General features: G+C 39.9%; 22 protein-coding genes and 1 pseudogene. 10 read left to right on the top strand and 13 right to left on the bottom strand.

Translation table 11 applies throughout. From position 1 onward, the window contains the following. Window positions 1-79: 79 nt before the first annotated feature. Both P20495_RS22755 and P20495_RS22270 read left to right on the top strand, forming a co-directional pair. Window positions 80-322 (top strand): annotated as a pseudogene (locus tag P20495_RS22755) (alpha/beta hydrolase-fold protein); the annotation flags it as partial. 15 nt (window positions 323-337) lie between these two features. Next, complete coding sequence (locus tag P20495_RS22270; RefSeq protein ID WP_008133994.1) at window positions 338-475, top strand: hypothetical protein; 138 nt, start codon at window positions 338-340, stop codon at window positions 473-475. A 54-nt stretch (window positions 476-529) separates the two neighbouring features. On the opposite strand, the gene P20495_RS17580 is transcribed toward P20495_RS22270, so the two are convergent. Next, window positions 530-994 carry a nuclear transport factor 2 family protein gene (locus P20495_RS17580; RefSeq protein ID WP_008133992.1) on the bottom strand — a complete coding sequence of 155 codons (465 nt, stop codon included), beginning with the start codon at window positions 992-994 and terminating at the stop codon, window positions 530-532. Window positions 995-1,085: 91 nt separating this feature from the next. Next, window positions 1,086-3,512, bottom strand: coding sequence for an ATP-dependent helicase HrpB (hrpB, locus tag P20495_RS17585; RefSeq protein ID WP_008133989.1), 2,427 nt, complete (start codon window positions 3,510-3,512; stop codon window positions 1,086-1,088). A 285-nt stretch (window positions 3,513-3,797) separates the two neighbouring features. Here hrpB and P20495_RS17590 point away from each other — a divergent pair, with 285 nt between their 5' ends. After that, entirely contained in the window at window positions 3,798-3,995 is a 198-nt protein-coding gene (locus P20495_RS17590) for a CsbD family protein (RefSeq protein ID WP_008132353.1), read from the top strand. Window positions 3,996-4,058: 63 nt separating this feature from the next. Here P20495_RS17590 and P20495_RS17595 read toward each other — a convergent pair whose 3' ends face one another. Continuing rightward, entirely contained in the window at window positions 4,059-6,320 is a 2,262-nt protein-coding gene (locus P20495_RS17595) for a xanthine dehydrogenase family protein molybdopterin-binding subunit (RefSeq protein WP_008133987.1), read from the bottom strand. Beyond that, complete coding sequence (locus P20495_RS17600) at window positions 6,317-6,814, bottom strand: (2Fe-2S)-binding protein (RefSeq protein ID WP_008133986.1); 498 nt, start codon at window positions 6,812-6,814, stop codon at window positions 6,317-6,319. Before P20495_RS17600 ends, P20495_RS17595 begins: the two co-directional genes overlap by 4 nt. 414 nt (window positions 6,815-7,228) lie before the next feature. On the opposite strand from P20495_RS17600, the gene P20495_RS17605 reads away from it, so the two are divergent. Beyond that, window positions 7,229-7,861 (top strand): RpiB/LacA/LacB family sugar-phosphate isomerase, encoded by a 633-nt coding sequence (locus P20495_RS17605; protein ID WP_007376162.1) that lies wholly within the window; start codon window positions 7,229-7,231, stop codon window positions 7,859-7,861. Between the two features lie 157 nt (window positions 7,862-8,018). On the opposite strand, the gene P20495_RS17610 is transcribed toward P20495_RS17605, so the two are convergent. From P20495_RS17610 to P20495_RS17635, 6 genes are all read right to left on the bottom strand, one after another. Further along, window positions 8,019-8,720, bottom strand: a complete 702-nt coding sequence (locus P20495_RS17610; RefSeq protein ID WP_008133985.1) for a hypothetical protein — start codon at window positions 8,718-8,720, stop codon at window positions 8,019-8,021. 26 nt (window positions 8,721-8,746) lie between these two features. Next, window positions 8,747-9,394: an AbiV family abortive infection protein gene (locus P20495_RS17615; protein WP_008133984.1), complete on the bottom strand. Its 648-nt coding sequence runs from the start codon at window positions 9,392-9,394 to the stop codon at window positions 8,747-8,749. A gap of 222 nt (window positions 9,395-9,616) precedes the next feature. Then, on the bottom strand, window positions 9,617-12,247 hold the full coding sequence (gene metH, locus P20495_RS17620) for a methionine synthase (RefSeq protein ID WP_008133983.1): 2,631 nt from the start codon (window positions 12,245-12,247) through the stop codon (window positions 9,617-9,619). A 9-nt stretch (window positions 12,248-12,256) separates the two neighbouring features. After that, the gene (locus tag P20495_RS17625; protein WP_008133982.1) at window positions 12,257-13,330 is read right to left on the bottom strand and encodes a homocysteine S-methyltransferase family protein; all 1,074 of its coding nucleotides are present in this window, start codon (window positions 13,328-13,330) and stop codon (window positions 12,257-12,259) included. Then, window positions 13,320-14,267 carry a homoserine O-succinyltransferase gene (metA, locus tag P20495_RS17630; RefSeq protein ID WP_008133980.1) on the bottom strand — a complete coding sequence of 316 codons (948 nt, stop codon included), beginning with the start codon at window positions 14,265-14,267 and terminating at the stop codon, window positions 13,320-13,322. Before metA ends, P20495_RS17625 begins: the two co-directional genes overlap by 11 nt. Before the next feature lie 193 nt (window positions 14,268-14,460). Then, window positions 14,461-15,117 (bottom strand): outer membrane beta-barrel protein, encoded by a 657-nt coding sequence (locus P20495_RS17635; RefSeq protein WP_008133978.1) that lies wholly within the window; start codon window positions 15,115-15,117, stop codon window positions 14,461-14,463. A 377-nt stretch (window positions 15,118-15,494) separates the two neighbouring features. On the opposite strand from P20495_RS17635, the gene ettA reads away from it, so the two are divergent. The 4 genes from ettA to P20495_RS17655 all read left to right on the top strand — a co-directional run bounded on the left by ettA (window position 15,495) and on the right by P20495_RS17655 (window position 19,220). After that, window positions 15,495-17,168, top strand: coding sequence for an energy-dependent translational throttle protein EttA (gene ettA / locus P20495_RS17640; RefSeq protein ID WP_033015003.1), 1,674 nt, complete (start codon window positions 15,495-15,497; stop codon window positions 17,166-17,168). A 155-nt stretch (window positions 17,169-17,323) separates the two neighbouring features. Beyond that, window positions 17,324-17,689: a PilZ domain-containing protein gene (locus P20495_RS17645; RefSeq protein ID WP_008133974.1), complete on the top strand. Its 366-nt coding sequence runs from the start codon at window positions 17,324-17,326 to the stop codon at window positions 17,687-17,689. A 56-nt stretch (window positions 17,690-17,745) separates the two neighbouring features. Next, a complete protein-coding gene (locus P20495_RS17650; RefSeq protein ID WP_008133973.1) occupies window positions 17,746-18,654 on the top strand; it encodes a histone deacetylase in 909 nt (302 codons plus the stop codon). Between the two features lie 62 nt (window positions 18,655-18,716). Next, entirely contained in the window at window positions 18,717-19,220 is a 504-nt protein-coding gene (locus tag P20495_RS17655) for a TlpA disulfide reductase family protein (protein ID WP_008133972.1), read from the top strand. Between the two features lies 1 nt (window position 19,221). Here the strand turns inward: P20495_RS17655 and P20495_RS17660 are convergent, their stop codons facing one another. Both P20495_RS17660 and P20495_RS17665 read right to left on the bottom strand, forming a co-directional pair. Then, window positions 19,222-20,223: an AraC family transcriptional regulator gene (locus P20495_RS17660; RefSeq protein WP_007376151.1), complete on the bottom strand. Its 1,002-nt coding sequence runs from the start codon at window positions 20,221-20,223 to the stop codon at window positions 19,222-19,224. Further along, complete coding sequence (locus P20495_RS17665) at window positions 20,207-21,127, bottom strand: GGDEF domain-containing protein (RefSeq protein ID WP_008133971.1); 921 nt, start codon at window positions 21,125-21,127, stop codon at window positions 20,207-20,209. Before P20495_RS17665 ends, P20495_RS17660 begins: the two co-directional genes overlap by 17 nt. A gap of 580 nt (window positions 21,128-21,707) precedes the next feature. Between P20495_RS17665 and P20495_RS17670 the strand changes: the two genes are divergently transcribed. Next, window positions 21,708-23,672: a phytase gene (locus P20495_RS17670; RefSeq protein WP_008133969.1), complete on the top strand. Its 1,965-nt coding sequence runs from the start codon at window positions 21,708-21,710 to the stop codon at window positions 23,670-23,672. Window positions 23,673-23,793: 121 nt separating this feature from the next. Continuing rightward, window positions 23,794-24,462, top strand: a complete 669-nt coding sequence (locus P20495_RS17675; protein ID WP_007376147.1) for a hypothetical protein — start codon at window positions 23,794-23,796, stop codon at window positions 24,460-24,462. Here P20495_RS17675 and P20495_RS17680 read toward each other — a convergent pair whose 3' ends face one another. Further along, window positions 24,463-25,920 (bottom strand): PLP-dependent aminotransferase family protein, encoded by a 1,458-nt coding sequence (locus P20495_RS17680; RefSeq protein WP_007376146.1) that lies wholly within the window; start codon window positions 25,918-25,920, stop codon window positions 24,463-24,465. Window positions 25,921-25,927 lie beyond the last annotated feature (7 nt).

Raw genomic sequence — 25,927 nt, 5'->3', positions numbered from 1 at the left:
CTTAATTACTGCACAATTAATGTTAAACCAGTCGGTTAAATAGATTGAACGAAAAAGATATTTTTAATAGCACCTTTTTATTAGTTTTATAAACGACAAGCTTCGCCCACTGATTAATAAAACATACCGTACCAACTCAACAAATACTTTAATTGGTCAATCATTAGGTGGTCTACTTTCGAGCGGTATTTTATTTAATCACTCTGCAACTTTTAATTATTACGTAATAATTAGCTCAAGCTTATGGTGGGCCGATAATGAATTACTAAATAGCCCTTTTGATCCACAATCGTTTCCTCAATCGGTTTATATTGGCATTGGTAAAGAAGGTGAATTAATGGAAGGCTTAGCAAGGCGATTGAATAAGGAAACAGCGCCTATTTTTGGTAATAAAAGCCAAGTGAAATTAGGCTATTTTAAAAACCTAGATCACGCCGATGCTCTGTATTTAGCTGTATACGACGCTTTTACATAAATTAACTACCATCCAAAAAAGTAATTAATAAAAATGCTTATAAGACTTTAAGTATTATTCATGGTATTTGCGGATCATCGCCACCTTGCCGTTTTCAACTTCTATTACTTCCATCATTGTGGAGGTGTATTCTATTGGCTGCTTACTTTGCGGGTGAATGCCCTTTGCATGACTCTTATAACGAATAGCAAAGCCTGTATCGTTAAACACAAATGTATTAAGCAGTGTGCTTTCAAACAACGTGTGTGCACCTAAGTAAAAACTCATACCTTTGCGCATCTGCTTTTTACCATCTGGAGTACGTGAGTCATCCGGTTGATACGGAATGTGCTGATTGCCAATATCATCGGTTAACAATGCAAGGTAAGCCTCAAGCTCTTTAGCACCTGCGTTAGGTGCTTGTGTAGCGGTCATTGTTTTATAGTACTGCTGCGCAAACGCATTTAAGTCGAGTGGCTTTTCAGCATTCGCCGAAAAAGCAGTTACTAAAGCCAAACCTAACGTTAAAAGTAGCTTCATCACTTATTCCCTGTAGCTAAAAATATTTTATAGGTACATTACCTTAGTAAGTTCAATAATCAAACAAAATCAGTTTTAAGTGAATTAACACCTACATTTTGCTCTTTACTCTATTAGTTGCAACGCTGTTGGCTGGGTCGTCTGGCCAAAAGTGCTTAGGGTAGCGGCCTTTCATTTCCTTTTGCACATCGCGGTAACTGCTAGCCCAAAAGTGGGCTAAATCTTGAGTAAGTTGCAATGAGCGTTTACCTGGCGATAGCAACTCCATAAGCAGTGACAGCTTACCGTTGGCAAGCATAGGCGTACTGGTCAAGCCGTAAACCTCTTGCATACGCACGCTTAGCTTTGCGGGGCCATCAAGCTGGTATTCTATTTTTATATTTGAGCCACTTGGTACCGTTAAGCGCAGTGGTAACAATGCTTTTAACGCGGTTTGTTGTTGCCAATCAAAACAGTTTTGTAATACTTCAAAGTAGTTAAACTTTTTAAGCTGCGTGAGCGTTTTAATATCTTCTAAAAACACGCCTAGCCACTGCGCTGCATTTTGAATAAGTTGTTGCTCGTTTATTTGCGGGAATTTATCGGGCATTAAATTACTTGCTAGGCTCATACGTATCAGCAATTGTTGCGCATCAGGTTGCTCGTTAAATAAAGCAAAACCGTGTTTAGCAAATAAGCTAAGCCACGCTTTAGCACGCTCGCTCTTATCTAGTTTTTGTTTACTAGGCTGGCTGCTGAGCGTTATAGCCCCGAGCTTTACTTCATCTTGATGAATAAAGCGCGCTGATTTTTCATCAAACTCACAACGAGTAAGTTCACTAAATAAATGCGGTAAAAATTCTTGTAACTCAAATGGGTTAAGCGCGGTGGCTGCAAATATACGCCCGCCTTTGTGCCCGCCCATGGTTGCTATGGCTAAGTAATCGTCGTTGTGCCAGTAATCGGCATTTAACTCAGCACCAGCACCATTGGCAAGTAAATAACCATTACCACGTTTTTTAGCAATACGATCGGGGTATGCCAATGCCACCAGCAAACTTATATAATGCGTATTTAATTCGCTGTTTTCGTCTTTTACTTTTAAACGGCTTTGCCAATATTTTAACTGTTGTTTAAATACCGGATGCGGACGTTGCTGTTGGCTATGCAGCGCTAAACTCAACTCGTTTGCACTGTTTACTCGGCTCTCAAGTAATGCCACTAAATAAATAGCGAGCCTAAAAATACCAGGGAGTTGGTTATCAAGTATTTGTGCTTTTAATAGCATATGCGCCAAACGAATATCAGCACCAAAACCTAACATTTTACTGCCAAGCGGTGTGAGCTTACCTTTGCTATTAATAGCTTCTAGCATGTTAAGCAGGTTACTTGCTTGTTCGCATTGCTGCTCAGTGGGCTTATCGAGCAAGGTTAGCTCATCAATACTGGCTCCCCATTGCTTTGCCTCAAGCATAAGTTGGCTTATGTCTGATGTGAGTATTTCGGGATTGTCGTGGCTATTACGTCTCTCAAAGGTTTGCTTTGAGCCAATTCGATAAACAATGCCCGGCTCTATTCGTCCTGCACGCCCTGCACGCTGCACAGCAGACGAGCGCGATATGCTTTGTGTTGTGAGTTCAGTAACACCTGTTTTTAAATTAAAGGTGGCTGCACGGCGCTTGCCGCTGTCAATTACAATGCGTATACCTTCAATAGTTAAACTGGTTTCGGCTACATTGGTGGTAAGCACTACTTTGCGCATGCCGTTTGGTGCAGGAGCAATAGCAGTTTGCTGATTAGCTTTATCTTGCTCGCCAAATAGCGTTGCAACTTGGCAGTTACTTGGTAAATCGCTTAGTGCTTGTTGCACGCGTAGTATCTCAAACTGCCCTGGTAAAAATACCAATGCGCTGCCTGTTTGCTCATTAAGTGCTTGTTTTATTATGTTAGGAATTGCATCAAGCCAGCGACTTTCATCTTTTATGGGTATGTATACTTCGTCTATTGGATAGCTGCGACCGCTTGATTGAATTACAGGGCAGTCAAAAAACGCAGTGTAACGCTCTGTATCAAGCGTTGCCGACATAAGCATAATGGTTAAATCTTCACGTAGCGCACTTTGGGTTTCAAGCGCAAAGGCAAGTGAGGTATCTGCTGCAATTGAACGTTCATGAAATTCATCAAATATCAGTAAATCAACATCGCTTAATTCGGGGTCGTTTTGCAGTATGCGCGTTAGCATGCCTTCGGTAACTATTTCGAGGCGCGTATTAACGCTTACTTTACTCTCGCCTCTAATCCGCAGGCCCACACTTTGCCCAACACTCTCGTTTTGGCACTTTGCTAGGTAACTGGCAATATTACGTGCAGCTAAACGGCGAGGCTCTAGCATTACAATACGTTTAAAATGCCCGTCGCGCATAAGCTGTAGCGGCAACCACGTAGATTTACCCGCACCAGGCGGTGCTTGTAATAACGTAATAGGATTACTTTGTAATGTAGTAACGAGTTGTTGATATATGTCTTGAACCGGCAGCACTGCTATTTACCCAAAATTGCTTTGCGTGCATTGTAACAAAAACCAAAAATAAACGCGCCGCTAAAGCTATGTGGTTATAAAGGATTTATTAAAGGGTTACATAATCAGAAATAATTACAGACCGCTCTGTACATTTTTTAAGGATGTGCTCACAACATTAATCATTACTGCCTCAATAAAAACATAACACCATGATTATAAATGCAAAATAAAAATTTAACTTATTGGTACACGCCTTGCTCCTTTTATACTGAACGTTAATTAAATCTAAGTAAGGAGAAACTTATGAACAGCGATCGTATGAAAGGTAATTGGAACGAACTTAAAGGTAAGGCTCAACAAAAATGGGGCGATCTTACCAACGACGATTTAGACAAAATTGAAGGTAGCCGTACAGAGCTAGTTGGTAAAATTCAACAGCAATACGGTAAATCTAAAGAAGAAGCAGAGCGTGAAGTTGATGAGTTTGAAAAAACTCACTAATCGCTAACTTCTAAAAAAACCGCCATTTTGGCGGTTTTTTTGTTTAAGCTATAGGTTATTTAGTTACGCTTTTAGCTGGTCACCTATTGGTAACTGCCTAATACGCTTTCCACACGCTGCAAAAATAGCATTACATAATGCTGGCGCATAAACTGGTGTAGACGGCTCGCCTACCCCTGCTGGTGGTGCATCACTTTGTATAATTTCAACTTCAATCTCAAGAGGTGAGTCGCTCATACGCGGTACGCGATAATCATGAAAGTTACTTTGCTGCACGCGGCCTTTATCAAAGGTAATACCATCGCTGATTGCAGTTGTAATCCCATAAATAGAACCACCTTGGGTTTGGTTTTTAACGGTGTCGGTGTTTACAACCGTACCCGCATCAATGGCAACCCACGATTTAATTACGTTTAAATCGCCAGCATCCGACACTTCTACTTCAACTACCGTAGCTACGTAAGTTAAAAAGCTTCTGTGTGCTGCTATGCCTAAACCTCGTCCTTTAGGAAGTTCTCGACCCCATTTACTCATGTCAGCCACTTTTTCAATAACATGGCGCAGTCTGCCAATATCTAAAGGATAAACCGCTTTATCACCACCGTAATTATCGTATGTAGCATTTTGCTCTGTTACATCAACAATACGGCTTGGACCTATGGTATCTAGTAAATAGTCTTTTTGGTCGCGACCGGCTTTGTGCGCTGCTTCACCAATAAATGACTGAATAGCAAAGGCATGAAAAATATTTGATACAGAACGCATCCAACCAATTCGTGCTTTAGCAGGCGCATCACCGTTTTCTAACTTCATATTAGGTGTGTTAATAGGGTTATCGGTAAATCCTAAGCGCAGTTCAAAGCTTCCTGGCGTAGTCGCCCCTTCTGAAAAGGTAGAGGTGATCGGTGAAAACGCGGTGCGGTGTAAATAAGATTCTATAGCGCCATTTTTATCTAGCGATGCTTCAATGTGCTGAGCCGAAACCGCATGGTAAAAACCATGTTGTATGTCGTCTTCACGCGTCCATTGCACACGAATAGGTTTGCCTACTTTCATTGAAAGGTACGCTGCTTCTGCTGAAAAGTCAGGTTTTGACTTACGCCCAAAACCGCCTCCTAACATGGTAACGTGAACATTAATTTTGCTCTCATCCATGCCAAGCATTGCCGCCACTGTTTTCATATCGGCTTGTGGATTTTGCGTAGCAGCCCATATATCAACACTGTCTTTGTTGTACATAGCTGTTGCACAAGGCGGCTCCATTGGTGCTTGAGCAAGATGCGGTGCGTAATAATCAGCTACCAATTTATTGCTCGATTTAGCCAACACGCCCATAGCATCGCCTTTATCACGTATGTTTGCCTGTGGAGTTTGTACTGTTTGTAATAATGACTTTTTAAATTCTTCTGAATTGTAATCGCCATTTTTGCCATCATCCCACACGACTTTTAATGCTTTACGCCCTTGCCATGCAGCCCATGTGTTTTTAGCTATAATCGCAATGCCACCTTTTGGCTGAAACTGCGGCGCGCCTTTTGGTGCAGGTATTTCAATAACATCTACAACGCCGTTTATCGCTTTTGTAGCACTGGCATCAAATGACTTAACAACACCGCCTACTACCGGCGGGCGTTCAATTATAGCCACCAGCGCTTGTGGTTCGCGTACATCGGCTGCAAATATAGCTTTGCCTGTTACTAAATCGGCTAAATCTATGTGCGCCATGCCGATATTAATGTAACGCCATTCTTTGCGTGTTTTAAGCGTTAGTTTGTCTGCTTCTGGTGGCGTTATTGTAAGCGCTAAGTCGATTAAATCTTTATAAGTAAGCGATTTACCTGAGCTGTGTGTAACAACGTGTTGATTAGCAGTACAAGTTTGCGGGTCAACTTTCCAAAACTTAGCGGCAGCATGCTGCATCATGTAACGTACACTTGCGCCCATTTCGCGCAGGCGCTGCATGTTGTATCGAATACTGCGCGAACCATCGGTATTTTGATCGCCGTATTTAGGGTCGCCCTTACCCTGAATAACAATAACCTTATCCCACGCGGCTTCCATTTCATCGGCAACTATTTGTGCAATCGCGGTGCGAATTTGCTGACCCATTTCAGAGCGATGGCACGTTATTTCAACCATGCCGTCTGGGCGCAGTGCAATAAATAAGTTTGCGCGTTTTGCTTGCTCTGATGGCTGCTCTAACACACCCGCAATCGCTCTTGGCGCACTGCCTACAAAATAAGTACCGAGTACTAACGCACCTATTGCACTGGTTTTTAAAAACTTGCGGCGGTTTAAATCAAAGTATTTGTTATCTTGGCTCATACTTCTTCCCCTTGTTCATTTGGGTCAAAATATTGAACACTCGCCATTGTTTTAGCGGCTGATTTAATTGCTTTATGAATACGCGGGTAGGTACCACAACGGCAAATATTACCCGACATATTACTTACTATTTCATCGTCGGTTGGGGTTGGGTTTGCAGCTAATAAGCTTGCAGCTTGCATTATTTGGCCGCACTGGCAAAAACCACACTGCGGTACTTTATGCTCAACCCATGCTTGTTGCACTGGATGGTCGCCCTGCTCGCTTAGCCCTTCAATTGTCGTAATTGAAAGACCCGCTACTGCCGCTACAGGCAATACACACGAGCGCTGAGCTACCCCATCAATATGCACAGTACACGCACCACACTGCGCCATACCACAGCCAAATTTAGGCCCAGTTAAATTCAATTCGTCTCGGAGATACCATAATACTGGCGTTGACGGATCGCCAGAAAACTCATGTTTATTACCATTAATGGTAAGCGTGATCATACTAAACTCCTTGGCAAAGCGCTTTACAGGAGGGTCCCTTGTTGCGCGAGAACTATTTTTAATTACTTACTATTTTATACTTACTACTTTTAGCCTATCACTTAGATCTATTTTATAAAAATACTAATTATTAGAACGTTAGTAAAAATAGGACAACCAACTAACCACAATTTAGATAAAATTTAGGTAGCCGTAAACAGCTTGTTGGTAAAATTGAGCAACAATACGCTAAACCAAAAAAAGTAAATGAGTTGAGAAAGGTTATTAATTTATAAGCATTTTAACTAAAGTAGTGCATCACTGTAGCTATCCAAAACTTTATAATGGATAAATTACTGTTCTGACAACCCACAATTGCCACCGGTGGCAATTGAATGTAGAATAAATTTAATATTAATTAATTTGGTAAAATCTATGAAAATCGCATTAATGAATGAATTTAGTCAAGCAGCAAAAAACCCTATTGTACTTGAGCAACTTAATACTGTGGCCAAAGCCCAAGATCATCAGGTATTTAATGTTGGCATGGATGGTGACAACGACCATAGATTAACATATATCCACCTAGGAATTATCGCCAGCCTATTGCTTAACTCTAAAGCTGTGGACTTTGTTGTAACAGGTTGTGGCACAGGCCAAGGTGCACTTATGGCTAGCAATGCTTTTCCGGGTGTTGCATGTGGTTATTGTATTGACCCTTCTGATGCATATCTATTTGCACAAATAAACAATGGTAATGCACTGGCTTTACCGTATGCAAAAGGTTTTGGGTGGGGTGCTGAGCTAAATATAAAATACATTTTCGAAAAAGCATTTACAGGTGAAAAAGGTCAAGGTTATCCAGCTGATCGTAAAGAATCTCAAGTGACTAACGCTGGTATTTTAAGTCAATTAAAAGTAGATATAGCTAAAGATTATCTCAAGGCACTTGAATCGATAGACCCCGACCTTATTAAACAAGCTATTGGCGGCTCACGGTTTCAAGATTGTTTCTTTAAGCATTGTAAAGACGAAGCAATAGCAGCATTTGTTAAAGCTAGAGCTTAATAATAAAATTGTCACATAGCCTGAGTTCTGGTTAAGAGATTTACTAATATATTGAACCATAATGATATTTAGATTTATTATCCAGAGTTCAGGTTACATACCTCTAATAGCAGCTTCTGCATCATCTTGCGATAACAACTACTCACGTCTTTAAGACCTAAAGCCAACCGGCAGTGATGTAATAGCAGCCAATAATGGCTACTTGTAGCACATAACTATAGCGACAATTTTTAAAAGTATAATGGTAATTCCCACCGCTACCCTCAAACGTAATATCGCCATTTAATAAAGCCATGCTGGGCTTATCACTAAGCTTTTTATTAATACCCCAAACTGCATACCAAAAATTATGTTCGCCTAAATCATCAACACGAATATGGTATTTAGCTGTTTTCCAATCGAGTACTGGTTTTTCAAAAGTATTAATATTTGCGTGCAAGGATTGCTTACCTTGTTCGATTAAGCTTTTAGCAAGTGCCTGCTCTTTAGTATTTTGTGTATTTACAGCAATAATTTTACCTTCGGTATCTACCCACATAACGCCGTTATTTAGCATAATGCCGCGCCAACCTACTTTCTCCCAATCAGTATTAATGTTTGAACTGACAATAACGGCTACTAACTCATCATTAAAAACCTCATCAAAGCGGTTAATAAACTCAGCTCCATTTTTAATGTCAGGTATGGGATATCGTCGTTTTAGCGGGTAGCGAATAAGTGCTGCAATCGCAGTTTTATCATGCGTTTTAAAGGCAGCAATAACAGGTAGAACACTCTCGTGATACTTTTGCTCAAGAGCAAATGTTCTAGATGTAAAAAGTAGGGATAGGCAAAGTAATATGTAATTTAGATACTTCATTAATAGTCCTTGAGATTTTATCAGTGTCACTCTCTATTTTTTTGTCTCCAGCTTTTATTTTTCAATCCACTTTTATGAGGCCACTTTAAAAGCTTTTTATATATTTCATAATCAAAAACTTCATCCATACCTTTTCCACCTTCAAAATAAAACTCCTCGTCTTCAATTCTTGTAATGATTCGAATTAATTCATCATTAATTATTGAAATGAGCTGCTTTGCATCTTTTTGTTTAATTTGCCATGGAGTAGAGATTTTACTATCAATATCAATCTTTCCCTTAATTCTAGGTAAACCAACATAAACTGAGTTTTGTTTTTTACTTTCTAATTCACGGCTTTGAATAACTGAAATAAAGTTTGGAGAATAATCCTCAACTTCCCTTGCAACAAAGTTCCACTGCTTCTTTGGATGACCGTATAAACCTTTTAACCAATCTAGCTCTTCAGCAGCATTTGGGTAGCCTTCATTCGTTTCAGATGACCATATGTAATGATCAACCCAATGGGCTTTTGAAAACTCCTCTAAAGCTAATATTGAGAGTTGTAGTGCACTTGGATAAGATCCGTTATTGTAAAGTAGCACCGAGTCGAAATGTAAGCGGATAGTGTTTCTCAAAGACTCCACTGCAATTTTATTTAACTTATACTTAGATATACCATCTTCTTTTTTCACTGAAGCTCCATTCAAAAAAATCCAATTACTTAGTATAAATTTAATAGTCACACTAACTTATCTATATGCAAACAACTACTTGATATTAAGTAAAGTAGATATAACGATTACTAATTGTTAATACCATTAGTAATTAATCCTAATCTGAAAATAAAAACGAGCCTAATTGGGCTCGTTTTTATTTTACTGATAGCTGACAGCTAAAAACTGACCACCTCTCTTTTACTCCGGATCATACCCCAAATTAGGCGATAGCCATCTTTCAGCCTCTTCAAGCGTCATATTGGTTCGTTTAGCGTAGTCTTCTACTTGATCGCGTTGTACTGCGGCTACGGCGTAGTATTTAGCCTCAGGGTGTGAGAAGTACCAACCTGAAACAGCAGCACCTGGCCACATGGCGTACGAGCTAGTTAGCTGCATACCAATGCGTTTTTCGGTATCGAGCAACTGCCAAATTTTCTTTTTCTCAGTGTGCTCTGGGCACGCAGGGTAACCTGGCGCAGGGCGAATACCTTGGTAGTTTTCGCGTATTAGCTCATCGTTTGCTAGGTTTTCGTCTGGTGCAAACCCCCAATACTCTTTACGTACTTTTTCGTGTAGGTATTCTGCAAACGCTTCGGCGAGCCTATCGGCAACGGCTTTAACCATTATTTTGTTGTAGTCGTCTTGCTGCGCGTCAAACGCATTTGCTAAGTCGTCTTCTTCTAGGCCGCCCGTTACTGCAAACGCGCCAAAGTAATCAGGCGTGCCTTTTGGTGCTATGTAGTCGGCTAGGCAATAATTAGCAAAGTCGGTTTTTTCGGTTTGCTGACGTAAATGGCACGAAGTAGTTAATACTTCTTTGCGTGTTTCGTCGGTGTATATTTCTATGTCATCACCCACGCGGTTTGCAGGGAATAAACCAATTACGCCAAGTGGTTGCAAACTGCCTGCTTTTTCAAGGTCGTCTAACATATCGTTAGCGTCTTTAAATAAGCTTTGCGCTTGCTCGCCTACTACTTCATCGTCCATTATGCGCGGGTATTTACCGGCAATTGACCACGTCATAAAGTATGGCGTCCAATCTATGTATTTACGCAAAGTAGCAATTGATACATTTTTAAACTCGGTCACGCCCAGCTTTTTAGGCACTGGTGGTGTGTAGTTATCCCAATCAAGCTTTGCTGCGTTATCGCGTGCGCGCTGGATTGTAACAGGCTTAGAGCGTGGTTTTTTACGCGCTTGTTGCTCGCGTACTTTTACATATTCAGCTTTAGTTTTAGCTAAAAAGTCAGGTTTAATGTCTTTTGATAATAAGTTTGAAACCACACCAACTGCACGGCTTGCGTTATTTACATACACAACGCCTTTGTCATATTGCGGCTCAATTTTTACTGCGGTGTGCGCTTTAGAGGTAGTTGCACCACCAATAAGTAGCGGCAGTTCAAAACTACGGCGTTTCATTTCTTTTGCTACGTGCACCATTTCGTCAAGCGATGGGGTAATTAAGCCCGATAAACCAATAATATCGGCTTTTTCGTCGATGGCGGTTTGCAGTATTTTATCGGCAGGTACCATTACGCCTAAATCAATAACTTCGTAGTTATTACACTGTAGTACCACGCCTACAATATTTTTACCTATGTCGTGTACGTCGCCTTTTACGGTCGCCATCACTATTTTACCATTGGTTGAGCCTTCTTCTTTTTCGGCTTCAATAAATGGGTCTAGGTAGGCTACGGCTCGTTTCATTACGCGCGCCGATTTAACCACTTGTGGTAAAAACATTTTACCTGCGCCAAATAAATCACCTACCACGTTCATGCCATCCATTAACGGCCCTTCAATTACGTGAATAGGTTTATCGGCAGCAGCGCGGCACTCTTCGGTATCTTCATCTATAAAGGTAGTAATACCTTTTACAAGCGCGTGCTCAAGGCGTTTTGCAACAGGCCATGTGCGCCACTCTAAATCTTCTACTCGCTCGGCTTGTGCCATACCAGAGTATTTTGGTGCAAGCTCTACTAAACGCTCGCCTGCGCCTGGGTCGGTGTTAAGTATTACGTCTGTAACTGCTTTACGTAGTTCTTCTGGTATATCATCGTAAACGGCTAGTTGCCCTGCATTTACAATACCCATGTCCATACCCGCTTTTATGGCGTGGTATAAAAATACCGAGTGAATAGCTTCACGTACGGGGTTATTACCCCTAAACGAAAACGATACATTTGATACACCGCCCGACACTTTACAGTGCGGTAAGTTTTGTTTAATGCGGCGTGTGCCTTCAATAAATTCTACGGCGTAGTTATCGTGCTCTTCTATACCGGTGGCTACGGCAAATATATTAGGGTCGAATATAATATCTTCTGGCGCAAAGCCAATGTCTTCTACCAATATTTTATAACTGCGCGCACATATTGCGAACTTACGGTCTGCCGTGTCGGCTTGTCCGTCGGTATCAAATGCCATTACAACGGCAGCTGCACCAAAGCGTTTTATTATTTTAGCTTGGCGAATAAACGGCTCTTCGCCCTCTTTTAGCGATATAGAATTAACAATAGCCTTACCTTGAATACACTTTAGGCCTGCTTCTATTACTTCCCATTTAGAGGAGTCGACCATAATGGGTACGCGTGAAATATCAGGCTCTGAGGCTATTAAGTTTAAAAACTTAACCATAGCGGCTTTTGAATCCAACATGGCTTCGTCCATGTTTATATCAATAACCTGTGCGCCGTTTTCTACTTGTTCGCGGGCCACTGTTAGCGCGGCTTCAAAGTCTTCTTCCATGATTAAACGTTTAAACATGGCAGAACCGGTTACATTGGTACGTTCGCCGACATTAGTAAATACTGCTATTTGTTGGGTCATGCTGGCTCCTTAATTTAAGTTACAGGCTTCAAGGCCTGATAAACGCATGCGTACTTCAAGCTCGGGGAGTTGGCGTGGTTTAACGCCAGCTAAACCTTTTGCAAAAGCACGAATATGCGCAGGCGTGGTGCCACAACATCCGCCTACTATATTAATAAAGCCCGATTTACCCCAATCGATAATTTCGGTTGCCATTTCAGGCGCTTCTAAGTCGTATTCACCAAACTCATTAGGCAAGCCCGCATTAGGGTGTACCGACGTAAAGGTTTCGCACACGCGCGACAACTCTTCTACGTATTGGCGCAGTAAATCAGGGCCAAGCGCACAGTTTAAACCAATCGAAATAGGCTTAATATGGCGAATAGAGTTATAAAATGCTTCAGTTGTTTGCCCCGAAAGCGTACGGCCAGAGGCGTCGGTAATAGTCCCCGAAATCATAACTGGTAATTTACGCCCTGCCTGCTCAAAGGCTTCTTCTACGCCAAACGAGGCAGCTTTTGCATTAAGCGTGTCAAATATAGTTTCGATTAGTATTAAATCGGCGCCGCCTTCCATTAATGCAAGGGTTGATTCAATATACGCAGTAACTAGCTTATCAAAGGTGACATTTCGGTAACCCGGATCGTTTACGTCTGGCGAAATTGAACACGTTTTAGATGTCGGCCCTAAAACACCGGCTACATAGCGTGGTTTTTCTGGCGTTTTAGCCGTAAATTCATCGCAAATTGCGCGTGCTAATTTAGCCGACTCTAGGTTTATTTCACGGCTTAGGTTTGCCATGTCATAATCTTCCATCGAAATAGTGGTCGAATTAAACGTGTTGGTTTCGATAATATCGGCGCCCGCTGATAAAAAACCACGATGAATATCGGTGATTAAATCGGGCTTGGTTAGGCTTAATAAATCGTTATTGCCTTTAATTAATACATGCCAGTCTTTAAAACGCTCTGCGCGATAGTCTTCTTCTTCTAGCTTATGATCTTGGATCATGGTGCCCATAGCGCCATCTAAAATTAAAATGCGTTCTTTTAATGCGGCACTTATTTCGGCTTGCTTATTATTTGTAGGCGCGTTATTCGGCATAGTTGTTAGTCCTCACGTCTTGGCTAACTAAATTAATATCATACGGTGTGGTTTGGTACACGTAGTAATTTAACCAGTTCGAAAAAAGTAAAAAAGCATGGCTTTGCCACGTTTTTGAAGGTTGTTTGGTTGCATCATCATCCGGGAAGTAATTTTCGGGTTTTGGTGCATCAGGGCTTTTTTTACAATCGCGCTCGTATTCTGCTTTTAGCGAGTCGGCGTCGTACTCAGGGTGGCCAGTTATAAATACTTGGCTACCCGATTTATTTTTAAGTAAGTAAGCCCCTACTCGCTCAGAACCAGCCAGTACTACTAACTCATCACAGGCGTTTATTTTATTTATATCAATATGGCCGTAGCGTGAGTGCGGTACCAAAAAGGTATCGTCGAATCCGCGAGTCAGTGCACCGTGATCAAAGTAACACTGGTGAGTAAATACGCCACACAGTTTATCGTCTTTTAAATCGCGCTTTAAATTGTAACGGTGATATAACGCTGCATGCGCTGCCCAACACGAAAATAACGTAGAGGTAACGTGTTGCTCAGCCCAATCAATAATGACTTTTAGCTCATCCCAATACGCTACATCGTCGTATTCTAAATGCGCAAGTGGCGCACCGGTTACTATTAATGCGTCGTAATTGTTGTCTTTAACCTCAGAAAAATAACGGTAAAAGGTATCAAGGTGCTCTTCTGAATTGCTGCTACTGCGGTGAGTATCGAGGCGCAGTAGTTCTACGTTTACTTGCAAAGGCGAATTGGCAAGTAAACGAATAAACTGAACTTCGGTTTCTACTTTATTAGGCATTAAGTTTAAAATAGCCAAACGCATTGGGCGTATTTCTTGCGTTTTTGCACGTGTTTTTGGCATTACAAATACGTTTTCTTGACGTAAACGTGCAATTGCTGGCAACTCGTCTTTTACTGTAATTGGCATTCTTAAAGCTCCTGCTCATAAAAACCGAGAGTTAATTAGCCCTTATTATGAACAGAATGCCAAAAATATCAACCTCTAGATGTATAGATGTCTAAATGAACTTTAAGATAGTAAACGAAATTTATAGAAGCACTTAAAATTATTAAGTAATACTTTTTGAGTTGCGCTACCAGAGTCAGTAGCGCATGCGGTTTTAAAAACGATAATTTATAGAAAAGTTAAGAGCATAGATATTACCTTCAATTGCATCAAAATACTGGTATTCTGCACTTGCCTGCCAGCGTTGGTTTAACATGTAATCAACCCCCGCCCCAAATGTTTTGCCATCTTTATCGTAGTTTTCCTCTGTAATGAGAAACTGATTTGTGTTTGAGCCAATAACTTCTTTTGCAAAACGGCTGTAATCATCGTTATAGCTCAACTTATTTCTAGCGTATCCTGCAAATAAAAATACACCAACTCGGGAAGAAACTGGGTAATTAGCTTTTAAAAATATGCTTGTTTGTAATTGTAAGCCGGAACCAACTTGAGTATGTACAGGTTCGGAAGTAATTTTTCCTGTTAATGGTTCTTGAGTATAAACATCCCCATTTAATGGCGTTGGCTCCTCATTTAAACCAATACCCAAACGCCCTTCTAGTGCAAAATATGGTGAAAACTGATAACCTACTTGAGTATAAATCGTTGTAAACTGCAGGCTATACCCTTCGTAAACATCGAATTCGGTAGAGCCTAAACCGAGCCCTTGATAAGGTCCATTCACTCGCATTATCTCAGCGTTACTCGCAACTGAGTACCCTCCCAAAATTATTGCGCTTACGCTTAGGGATACAAGCCATTTTAATTTCATAATTATTCCTTTAGTTTAGTATCTGGTGATATTTTAAATACCTTCTATAAACGCCTAAACGCTCAATATAAAAATTCAAGTTGTGTTACAACAAAAGTGAAACCAAATTGCAGCTCTAAAATTAAGATGTGCGCTTTCAAGAAAACGCAAATCAAGTTAGAGTTAAACTTATTCATTATATTTTTCTTCTAAACAACTGTTAACACTATGCAGTTATTTAAATACCCATACAATTGATCAATACAATATAAAACAATTTACTACACTTTCTTACAGCCTACTTATTTTTGAAAAACTACGCCATTCGTTGACTGTTTCACCTGAGAGCCACTACAATACAACATTGAAATTTTTATTATTATTTGAAGGCTCCTTTAATGGTTTTACCTGATAAATTTATATTCTCGATGAGTCGAGTATCTAAGGTTGTGCCACCTAAGCGCACTATCTTAAAGGATATTTCGTTGCACTTTTTTCCTGGCGCTAAAATTGGTGTGCTTGGTTTAAACGGTTCTGGTAAATCTACGTTACTACGCATTATGGCCGGTGTTGACCAAGATTTTGAAGGTGAAGCACATCCTCAGCCTGGTACAAAAATTGGTTACTTGCCGCAAGAGCCAGTACTGGACGGAAGCAAAACAGTGCGCGAAATTGTCGAAGAAGCTGTTGGCGAAGTTAAACACGCACTTAAACGCCTTGACGAAGTGTATAACGAATACGCCATGGAAGGTGCTGACTTTGATGCACTTGCAAAAGAGCAAGGCGAGCTTGAAGCGGTTATTCAGGCGCACGATGGTCACAACATTGATAACGTTTTAGAGCGTGCTGCTGATGCACTTCGCCTACCAGAATGGGATGCTAAAATTGAGCACCTTTCAGGTGGTGAGCGTCGTCGTGTTGCTATATGTCGATTATTACTTGAAAAACCAGACATGCTTATTCTCGATGAACCAACTAACCACTTGGATGCTGAGTCGGTTGCATGGTTAGAGCGCTTCTTACACGATTACGAAGGCACTGTTGTGGCAGTAACGCATGACCGTTACTTCCTTGATAATGTAGCTGGCTGGATATTAGAGCTTGACCGTGGTGAAGGTATTCCATGGGAAGGTAATTACTCTTCTTGGCTTGAACAAAAAGATGCGCGCTTACAGCAAGAACAAAAATCTGAAAAAGCACGTCAAAAATCAATTGCGCAAGAACTTGAATGGGTTCGTTCAAACCCTAAAGGTCGTCAAGCTAAGTCAAAAGCACGTATGGCTCAGTTTACTGAAATGCAGCAGTCTGATTACCAAAAGCGTAACGAAACTAACGAAATGTTTATTCCACCTGGCCCACGTTTAGGCGACCAAGTGCTTGAAGTAACTAATCTTCGTAAGAGTTTTGGCGATCGCGTTTTAATTGACGATTTAAGCTTTAGCATGCCAAAAGGTGCCATTGTGGGCATTATTGGTGCGAATGGCGCGGGTAAATCAACGCTGTTTAAAATGATAAGCGGTGAGCAAGAACAAGACAGCGGTAGTATCAGCGTTGGTGAAACAGTACACCTAGCTACTGTTGATCAGTTCCGCGACGGTATGGATGAAAGCAAAACTGTTTTCCAAGAAATATCAGACGGTCAAGACGTATTAAAAATTGGTAACTTTGAGTTTCCAAGCCGAGCGTATGTAAGTCGCTTTAACTTTAAAGGTAACGATCAGCAAAAGTTTGTTAAAGACCTATCAGGTGGTGAGCGTAACCGTTTACACCTTGCTAAGTTATTAAAAGCTGGCGGCAATGTGTTACTACTCGATGAGCCAACCAATGACTTGGACGTTGAAACACTACGCGCACTAGAGAACGCTATTTTAGAGTTCCCTGGTTGTGTAATGTGTATCTCGCATGACCGTTGGTTCCTTGACCGTATTGCTACGCACATTTTAGATTACCGCGACGAAGGTCAAATTAACTTCTTTGATGGTAACTATACTGAATACGAAGAGTGGCTTAAAAAGACACTCGGTGCGGCAGCAGCTCAACCTAAACGTATTAAGTACAAAAAAATTGGCTAATCTTCACTGAAGCTAATTTATTACAGTAACACTAAGCCCTGCATTTATACGGGGCTTTTTTATGCCACCAGCATTCTAAGCACTTATTTTCTAGCATGTAGAGAATTACCCGCTATGATTAATTTATTATAAAAACAATAAGGCTAAATTAGGATATGCAAAATCGTCGTCAGTTTTCTCGTGTATTATTTTCAACCGATGCACAGGTAATTTTTAATGATCATCAATACCCATGTAAATTGCTTGATATATCTCTACATGGCGCATTGATTAACAAATGCGATGCTTTGACAGGCTGCACCAATAACGATGCAATACTGCGTTTTACACTCCCTCAAAGCGACATAGAAATAAAAATGGAAGTAGTTGTGTGTCATATAGAAGCAGATCACATCGGTTTAAAGTGCCGTCATATTGATATAGATAGCATTACTTATCTAAAGCGATTAATTGAATTAAATTTAGCCGATGACGAGCTGCTGCATCGCGAACTCACTATGCTGATTCACGACGCACAATAATAGACTCATTTAGATTAGTTGATTACCATAGGGCAAATTTTTCAACGTGTGAATACATGACTTTAAATCCACATTTACCTTTGGTGTATCATCCTAACTATTCGTTTAGCTTTGATCCAAAGCATCGTTTTGCAATGAGTAAGTTTGCACATTTATATCAGCATGTTGAAGAGCTTGGTTTGATTGGCGATAACCTAGTTGAGCCAATATTAGGCACGCCAGCGCCACTTGAGCTAATACACTGCGAAAATTACATACACGATTTGTGGAACAACCGCTTAGATGAAAAAGCCATGCGCCGCATTGGCCTACCTTGGTCAAAAAAGCTCATGGCGCGCACATTTACAGCCCCTCAAGGCACATTACAAACGGCTCGTTTAGCGCTAAAACATGGCATAGCATGTCACCTTGCTGGTGGGACACACCACGCACATACCGATTTTGGCTCAGGCTACTGCATGGTTAACGACCTTGCCTTTACCACGCAAACTTTAATTGAATCGGGTGAAGTAACTAACGTACTTATTTTTGATTTAGACGTGCACCAAGGTGATGGCACTGCGGCCATGTTACAGCATCAGGCATACGCTTATACTTGTTCTATCCATTGTGAAAAAAATTTTCCGTTTAGAAAATCTGCTAGCGATTTAGACATTGGCTTAACCGACAATATGAAAGACGACGAATACCTCGCTATAGTGGATGAAACCTTAAGTTACTTACTCAAAGAGTTAAATCCGAGCTTGGTACTTTACGATGCTGGCGTTGATATTTGGCAAGGCGATGGTTTGGGTAAATTAGACATTAGCTGGGATGGTATAATTAAACGCGACCATTTAGTGTTAAAACGCTGCCTTGAACACAGCATACCCGTTGCTACAGTAATAGGTGGAGGTTATGATAAAGACCATCTTCGTCTTGCTAAACGCCACGCTATTGTTGTTGAGCAAGCCGCTCGCTTTTAGTGTGAAATAAAAATGTTAAATTCTCGTTCTTATTTAATACATACAATAAAAACGAAAATACTATGAAACAGTTATTTATCGCCATCACACTCATTTTGTTAAGCTTTACAGCACATGCGCAACAGGAAATAACAAATACCATCCACCCTAAATTACCTACATTAAATTTACAAATGGCCGACGGTTCTATAATTAATACCCACGATTTACTAGGCCAGCCTTATATTTTACATTTTTGGGCCACTTGGTGCCCATACTGTAAAAAGCTGCAACCGGCACTTCAAAAAATTGATGATATGGGCTTAAAGGTCATTGCAGTTAGTTTTAAAGAAGATGAAGATGCTGCTCCCGCCAAAGCTCTTAGCGACAGAGGTTATACTTTTAAAACAGCAATAAAGGCTGATGCGATAGCTAAAAAGTTAGGGATCAGAGGTACGCCTACTACATTATTTATAAATAAACAGGGCGATGTGATTTGGCTCACTAACACCTCAAATTCAGAAGATGCAAACTTGCATTTAAATGCACGTACGTTACTTCACTCTATGGAACTAAAAACAGAGTAATTTACTGCGTTTTTAGCTGACTTGGCGTTAAACCTGTCCAACGCTTAAAAGCACGCCGAAAATTTGGGATGTCATAAAATGCTAGACGCTCAGCAACTTGTTCATTACATTTAGCACGTAAGGTAAGTAGGTAAATTGCTTTGTGTTTGTTTTGCTCGTCAATTAGCGCTGAAAAGCCTACTCCGTTAATTTTCAGTTTTCGTTTAAATGTAGCTGAACTCATAGCAAAGTGCTTTGCGGTACACTCTAAATTAGCACTTGGGTGAGAGTATAAATACCTACAAACAGCTTCAATAAAAGTCATGCTAACTAAATTTTTATTATGTAATTGAGACTGCGCTTGCATAAATCGTAATTGACTAGCGCACGGGTTCTTAGCCCTTAACATGGCTTTATTTAATACCCAGCGAGTACATGGCCTATCAAAACTTATCTTTAGCCCTAAATTTTGTTCGTACTCTTGAATATGCCGAGGGCGCTTAAAAGCAAAGTCAAACTGACAATGCGGGTAACTTTCGCTTACTCGTTTGAGTAAACTATAAAAAGCGGTGCTGTATATTTCTAATACGTAGTGGTGCAGCTCTTCATTGAGTCCATGAGCAGGTTGTAAATAAATATAATATTGCCCGCTTTTAATGTATGTTTGGCTAAATAATAAAGGCGCTAACTGCATTCTTAAATGCGCTAATTGCTTTAGTACTTGCCCTAAATCAGCACTGTACATAAGCGCTTGTACTTCAACTCGCGTATCATTTATTAGTTGGCTACCAAGTAAAAAACCACTGTCGGTACTTTTCATTAACAGTTTAAATTGTGCTAGTAAACGCACCTGCTGAGATAAACTAAACGCATGTTGAAAGTTAAATAAATCTTGCTCAAATATTCCCGTACCACGCAGTAGTTTATGAAGTTCAATACCTCGACTTTGTGTTAATTCAACAATCGCAATTATAAGCCCTTGTGCACTTACAAACTTATCATCTTGATTAACAAAGGTGTGCACGTTGCGCTACTTTTTGTTGGTGCTTTTTTTGTTGTAACTGGCTATGCAATTGGCTTGTTAATGTACCTGTATAATTACGTTCATTACCTTGAATTAGAGCAGTTGTTACATGCTGAAACTTTGCTTTTTTTGAGCCTTCCACTTTAAATGCGCAATACCTCAATGCCCCTTTAATTTGCATCATAAGCTCTTTTGCTTGTTGTTCTGTGGTTTCTGGCATTAACACCATAAAGCAGTCTCCTGCATACCTGCACACAACATCACTTAGCCGGCAGTTCATTAGCAATAACTCGCTCACCTCACGCAGTAACCTATCGCCTTCTTTAAAACCAAATTCGCTATTAAAATGCGAGAAGTCGCGTATATCAATAGCACCGATCCACAAAGGCTGTGTGCTTAAAAGCTGATTTTTTATGGCTAAATCTAAGTACTGCGCTTTATAAAGCCCTGTTACAGAACAAACTTTACTGTGTTCACGCAAGTTAGCTTCACGGCGGCGTAATTGGCGATTTAATACATATTGCTCTTGATGCCAATAATACAACCCCAAGCTAGTTAGTAGCATGCCTACAGGGGCTGGTAATGACTCAATCCAACTTAGCCATTTGTGTGCTGGGTGCATTAACCACTCATCGAGTAAATCTAAAGTAGCTGAGAACATAAACAACCCTACGCCAATCACTAAATAAGTTGTTACTTTACTGGGGGGCCTTGAAATTAATAACACCGTGATCCATACCAGAGCCATGAGTACAATACCGCCCTCGCCCATAATATCTAGCCATTGAATATCAGCATACGTTTTAAGTACACCTAGGTAAGCGCTTAAAAAGCAGGCACTGAAAAACATCGCAATAATACAATTAACTAATAATCGGTGGCTGGTAAATGGGTTAAATCTCATTAATTATATCTTCTCTTTGTAGAGCCTATTTTTATGCTAACTCATATCTATATTTGCCAGCAGGGTCATATTAGCTCAACTATATGACAGCAAGATGATCACCATTTTCAAAACCATCTTACACCACACAAAAAACCTCACTTTATAAGGAGTGCTAGTAGCTCATAAAGCCTTTCATAACAGTAAAACACAGCTCACAGTATATGTTTAAAGTAACCCCTGTCACATTTACGTCATAAAATAACTTTAGTTTGCTCGTCATGCCAAAAATCAATGCAGATTTTAACGTTAACAATAAATTAGATATTTCTATATTAGAATCAGAAGCAACTTGAAAGACGGATTTAGACTAGGGGCGAAGCAGCTTTGCTCAGCTTTTACTAAACCTTCTAGGTTACAAGCCTCGCACCGCGATTAAATAGACCATAGATAGAATAAATTTCAATCAAAAAGGTCAGCTGGCCCAAAATCTATAAAGCATGATTTTTAATAAAGAAAAGCTATTTATTACAACACTCGCTTCATGATTTTTTAGAAGAGACTGAGAAAATATAACGCTGTGTTCAGTAAAGGAACCATTATGAATTTTAGATTAAATAAAACACTTAGCTTACTTGCTAGCTGTTTAATGATTAGTGCCATAACCGCCTGTAGTAACGGTGCTGTAAGTGAGAATATAAGCATTGAGAAGCAAATAGTTAGCACTGTAGAGCTTGGTCCAAATCAAAATATGCAAGGCTCACAAGGCGCGTGGCTAAGCAATAATAATTGGTTATTAGCAAGTGAAAGCAAAGGGCTAGTACTTGTAAATAGCCAAACAGATACAAACCAAATAATTGCGCCCGGAAATTTTGAATCTCTTTCAGTTAGGGCTTTATCAAGCAACGCTTTTTTAGTGGCGAGTATTGATAACAACCAAGACAATGTAGCTATTTTTAAACTTCAACATGTAAATAAAACATGGCAGTTATCTGAGCTAACCCGAATCATATCACCACAGGCTCAGCCCGACACAGTTTGTTTATTTGCTAATAATATCACGCAGACAGTTACTGCATTTATAGCCGATGTTCGCGGCTTAATTACCGAAACGGCTATTTTTGATACAGCTAAAAATCAGCCCGTCAATGTCAGTATACGAGAATTCCCTGGCGTAAGTGAAGCTGCGGGTTGTGCTGTAAGTGATATTACAAGCACGTTGTTTATTAGCGAATCCAACGTGGGGATTTGGGCTATAAATGCAAATGCTGAATCGCAAGCTGATAAAAAACCAATTGCGCTTGTTGCACCCTTTGGCGAACTAAAAAATGAACTTGGCGCTCTCTTTGCCTCAAGTGATGGCATGATATGGTTTACAAGCACTGAAAATAGCCTCCTATATGCTTATAACCCAATTAGTAATAAATTAAAACACTGGAGGTTAAATACTAATTTAAACCCTGAATCAGCCGCTATCAAGTACACCAGTAATAATACAGCGACTGCGGTTATTTATAATGATACGACTGGGGCTTATATGCAAAGCCAACTATCCGTGAAAAAAATAGCGGTTCAAAAAAATAGGCAAAACATAACGCAAATACATGCAAATGCACAAACTACACCTGTAAACGCATTTGGTGATGCCGCCGACGATCCTGCTATTTGGGTAAACCCTAGTGATGCTGAAAACAGCCTTATTTTAGGCACTGATAAACGTCGTGGACTAATGGTATATAGCCTAAATGGCAAGCTTGAACAGTCACTTGAAGTTGGTCGTTTAAATAACGTGGACCTACGACAAAATAGCACCATTAAAAACAGTACCAATACATTAATAACAGCCAGTAATCGAACACTTAACGGTATTAGTGTATTTACAGTACAAGCTAATAATAATGTGAAGTACATTGCTGATATTCCTACCAATCTTGATGAAATTTATGGCTTATGTATGTACTCGTCAAATACGGGGAACTATGTTTTTGTAAATGATAAATCGGGGCTGTATCAGCAATATAAAATCAGTGAGAATAACGAAAAAATAACAGGCAAACTTGTTCGCGAGTTTAACCTTCCAAGCCAGCCAGAAGGCTGTAGTGCAGATGATGAACTAGGACAATTATTTGTAGGCGAAGAAGATGCCGGTATTTGGTTTATAGGTGCGGAGCCAAGCACCGGAACAACACCTATCATGCTACAACACATTAATAAGCAATTAGTTGATGATGTAGAAGGGATGGAAATTTATCATGCAGATAACGCACGTTATTTAGTTGTTTCAAGTCAAGGCGATAATAGCTATGTGTTATACGAAATAGGTAATATAACTCAAAACACTGAAGTGCCATCACTCAAATTTAGTGGTAAATTTAGCGTTATTGCTGATTTAAACTCAGGTATTGATGGCACATCAGAAACCGATGGACTAACTGTTACAGCAAAACCTTTACCAGGTTACCCTGAGGGTATTTTAATAGTACAAGATGGTTATAATCGAATGCCGCAGCAACCACAAAACTTTAAAATAATTGATTGGCGAGAAGTTAAAAAAGCCATCAGATAATACGCGCTACCTAATCATTTTATAAAGGCTCACTTGAGCCTTTAAATTGATCTTGTAATTAGATAAATATTACATACATTTTTATACTACAATTTAAACTCATAAATTAATTGAGATTATTATGCGCCTACTACTTACTTTATTACTAATTACTATAAGTGGCTTTGTAACAGCGGAAGAAGAGAAAAAAGTAGAACTCCCCCCTGTCGATCCTGCTTATAAAGCTAAACATCCAATGGTGTTAGTTAATAAAGGCTCGTCTATCATCGCGATGAATTTGCCTACCTATAATTCACCTCATGATGTACAAGTTGTTTATAAAATAGGTAACCCCGATGTGGCGTTTTTAGGCTTTGTCAGAAATGCTGAATTAATCACCGTAAAACCACAAGCATTTAATATTCAACATTTAATGCGTGGTGAAGAAATTACGATTATTGCCGATATTTTTGAAGGCGATTACCAACAAGGTGGTAGTTTAATTTACTCACAAAAAGAACTTGTACTAGGTAAACAGTTGTATGCCAGAGAACTAAAGGGGTTAAGTGAATCATCACAATGGCAAGACTACGACATAATTAACCTAGGCGGCACTGAGCGTATTTATATTCATAAAATTCAACAAGCGCCGAGCTATAACCATCTTATTTTTGTCGATTTAGTTAATGCGTGTATGCAAAAGTTCCGCACCTCAAAACGAGTTCCACCTGTAAATGAGCTTACCTATAAATTTGTTAATTGCGGGACACTCAAACCACTTTACTACAATGCAAATGATTTTAAAAAATAGTTACTTATAATCAGTTATAAGCTTAAGCCCCTGCTGCATAGCATCGATTGATTGCCCTGCAAAACCTAAACGAACATGGCTAGGTTGCTCGGGCATTAAACTTCTTACTGAATTAGCAAAATAAAATTCAAATTCTGCTTGTAAATACACGCCTTTACTTTGCATTGCTTGTTTTATATTACTCGTATTTTTATTTAAGTTAACCCACATTGCCATGCCGCCATCAGGCTTTTTATACTCTATTGGTAAACCCTGTGATTGCAGTAACGTTAACGTATTGCCCATTGCTTCATAACGTTGTTTATAGTGCTTAGTCATGCGTTTTAAGTGGCGTTCAAACCCGCCCTCTTGCATAAAATGCGCTACAGCTAACTGCATAACAACATCATTTTTATGATTTACTAACTGCTTCCATGCGATTAACTGTGTTAATACTTCAGGGGCTGCGCAAATGTAGCCAATTCTAGCGCCTGAGAACATAATTTTAGAAAATGTAGATAAGTAAATAATAATCCCAGCGGGATCGTTCCCAGCCATAGGTTGTAATGGCTGACAGCGATAGTGAAATTCGTGATCGTAATCATCCTCTATAATCATTACGCCATACTCATAACATAATTGATAAATTTGCATGCGCCGTGTGGGCGAAAGCGTAACGGTGGTTGGATATTGATGCAGCGGCGTTAAGTACAACATTTTTATTGGATATCGTTTAAGTTGCGCTTTTAAATCATCTACACACAACCCATATTCGTCTTGTTTTATATCTATTAATTGCGCACCACAAGCTGCAAACGCTTTACGTGCTGGCGGATAACCTAAGGTTTCGGCAGCGACAAAATCGCTTTTATTTATAAACGCCTTTGAAATTAAAAATAAAGCTTCTTGTGAGCCATTACATACAAGCAAGTCTGATACTTTTAAACTTCTAGTTTTATGTAGATAATTGCCTATCTGAGTTTTTAGCTCACTCACTCCACTTATATCGCCATAATGAAGTTTACTGGTGTCTAAATGATTAAATACATGGCTCATAGAGCGTTTAAATTCTTTATAGGGAAAACTATTTAAATCAGGAAGTCCACCTGCGAAATTATATACGTAGTCTTTTAAATTCATTGTCGGAATAGGCACGGCTAACTCTGTAGCAAATTTATAAGGTTTTGGTGTTAAAACTGGCGTGTGCTCACAGTTAGCACTGCTTTGAATTGGCAGTGTTTGAGTGACGCTATACCCAGAGCGTTCATGGGACTCTAGCCATCCTTCGGCTACGAGTAACTGCAATGCGTTCATTATTGTATGGCGATTTAACTGATACGTTTGCGCCATAACTCGAGCAGAACTAAGTTTTGTAGCAGGTGCAATATCTCCCTTTACGATAGAACCGCGCAGAGCATCTGCAACTTGTAAGTACTTAGCTTTGTTTGAGTTATTAAATTCAATATTAAGCGGTTGCATGTTATCC

The organism is Pseudoalteromonas sp. BSi20495 (assembly GCF_000241185.1).
GTDB classification, from domain to species: domain Bacteria; phylum Pseudomonadota; class Gammaproteobacteria; order Enterobacterales; family Alteromonadaceae; genus Pseudoalteromonas; species Pseudoalteromonas fuliginea.
This window is presented reverse-complemented; position numbering and strand designations above follow the sequence as displayed.

Excerpts from the sequence above, each read along its gene's own strand:
- P20495_RS22270 (WP_008133994.1), top strand. The coding sequence starts at position 338 with ATGGAAGGCTTAGCAAGGCGATTGAATAAGGAAACAGCGCCTATTTTT.
- P20495_RS17580 (WP_008133992.1), bottom strand. The coding sequence starts at position 994 with ATGAAGCTACTTTTAACGTTAGGTTTGGCTTTAGTAACTGCTTTTTCG.
- P20495_RS17590 (WP_008132353.1), top strand. The coding sequence starts at position 3,798 with ATGAACAGCGATCGTATGAAAGGTAATTGGAACGAACTTAAAGGTAAG.
- P20495_RS17595 (WP_008133987.1), bottom strand. The coding sequence starts at position 6,320 with ATGAGCCAAGATAACAAATACTTTGATTTAAACCGCCGCAAGTTTTTA.
- P20495_RS17600 (WP_008133986.1), bottom strand. The coding sequence starts at position 6,814 with ATGATCACGCTTACCATTAATGGTAATAAACATGAGTTTTCTGGCGAT.
- P20495_RS17605 (WP_007376162.1), top strand. The coding sequence starts at position 7,229 with ATGAAAATCGCATTAATGAATGAATTTAGTCAAGCAGCAAAAAACCCT.
- P20495_RS17610 (WP_008133985.1), bottom strand. The coding sequence starts at position 8,720 with ATGAAGTATCTAAATTACATATTACTTTGCCTATCCCTACTTTTTACA.
- metH (WP_008133983.1), bottom strand. The coding sequence starts at position 12,247 with ATGACCCAACAAATAGCAGTATTTACTAATGTCGGCGAACGTACCAAT.
- P20495_RS17625 (WP_008133982.1), bottom strand. The coding sequence starts at position 13,330 with ATGCCGAATAACGCGCCTACAAATAATAAGCAAGCCGAAATAAGTGCC.
- metA (WP_008133980.1), bottom strand. The coding sequence starts at position 14,267 with ATGCCAATTACAGTAAAAGACGAGTTGCCAGCAATTGCACGTTTACGT.
- P20495_RS17635 (WP_008133978.1), bottom strand. The coding sequence starts at position 15,117 with ATGAAATTAAAATGGCTTGTATCCCTAAGCGTAAGCGCAATAATTTTG.
- ettA (WP_033015003.1), top strand. The coding sequence starts at position 15,495 with ATGGTTTTACCTGATAAATTTATATTCTCGATGAGTCGAGTATCTAAG.
- P20495_RS17645 (WP_008133974.1), top strand. The coding sequence starts at position 17,324 with ATGCAAAATCGTCGTCAGTTTTCTCGTGTATTATTTTCAACCGATGCA.
- P20495_RS17650 (WP_008133973.1), top strand. The coding sequence starts at position 17,746 with ATGACTTTAAATCCACATTTACCTTTGGTGTATCATCCTAACTATTCG.
- P20495_RS17655 (WP_008133972.1), top strand. The coding sequence starts at position 18,717 with ATGAAACAGTTATTTATCGCCATCACACTCATTTTGTTAAGCTTTACA.
- P20495_RS17665 (WP_008133971.1), bottom strand. The coding sequence starts at position 21,127 with ATGAGATTTAACCCATTTACCAGCCACCGATTATTAGTTAATTGTATT.
- P20495_RS17670 (WP_008133969.1), top strand. The coding sequence starts at position 21,708 with ATGAATTTTAGATTAAATAAAACACTTAGCTTACTTGCTAGCTGTTTA.
- P20495_RS17675 (WP_007376147.1), top strand. The coding sequence starts at position 23,794 with ATGCGCCTACTACTTACTTTATTACTAATTACTATAAGTGGCTTTGTA.
- P20495_RS17680 (WP_007376146.1), bottom strand. The coding sequence starts at position 25,920 with ATGCAACCGCTTAATATTGAATTTAATAACTCAAACAAAGCTAAGTAC.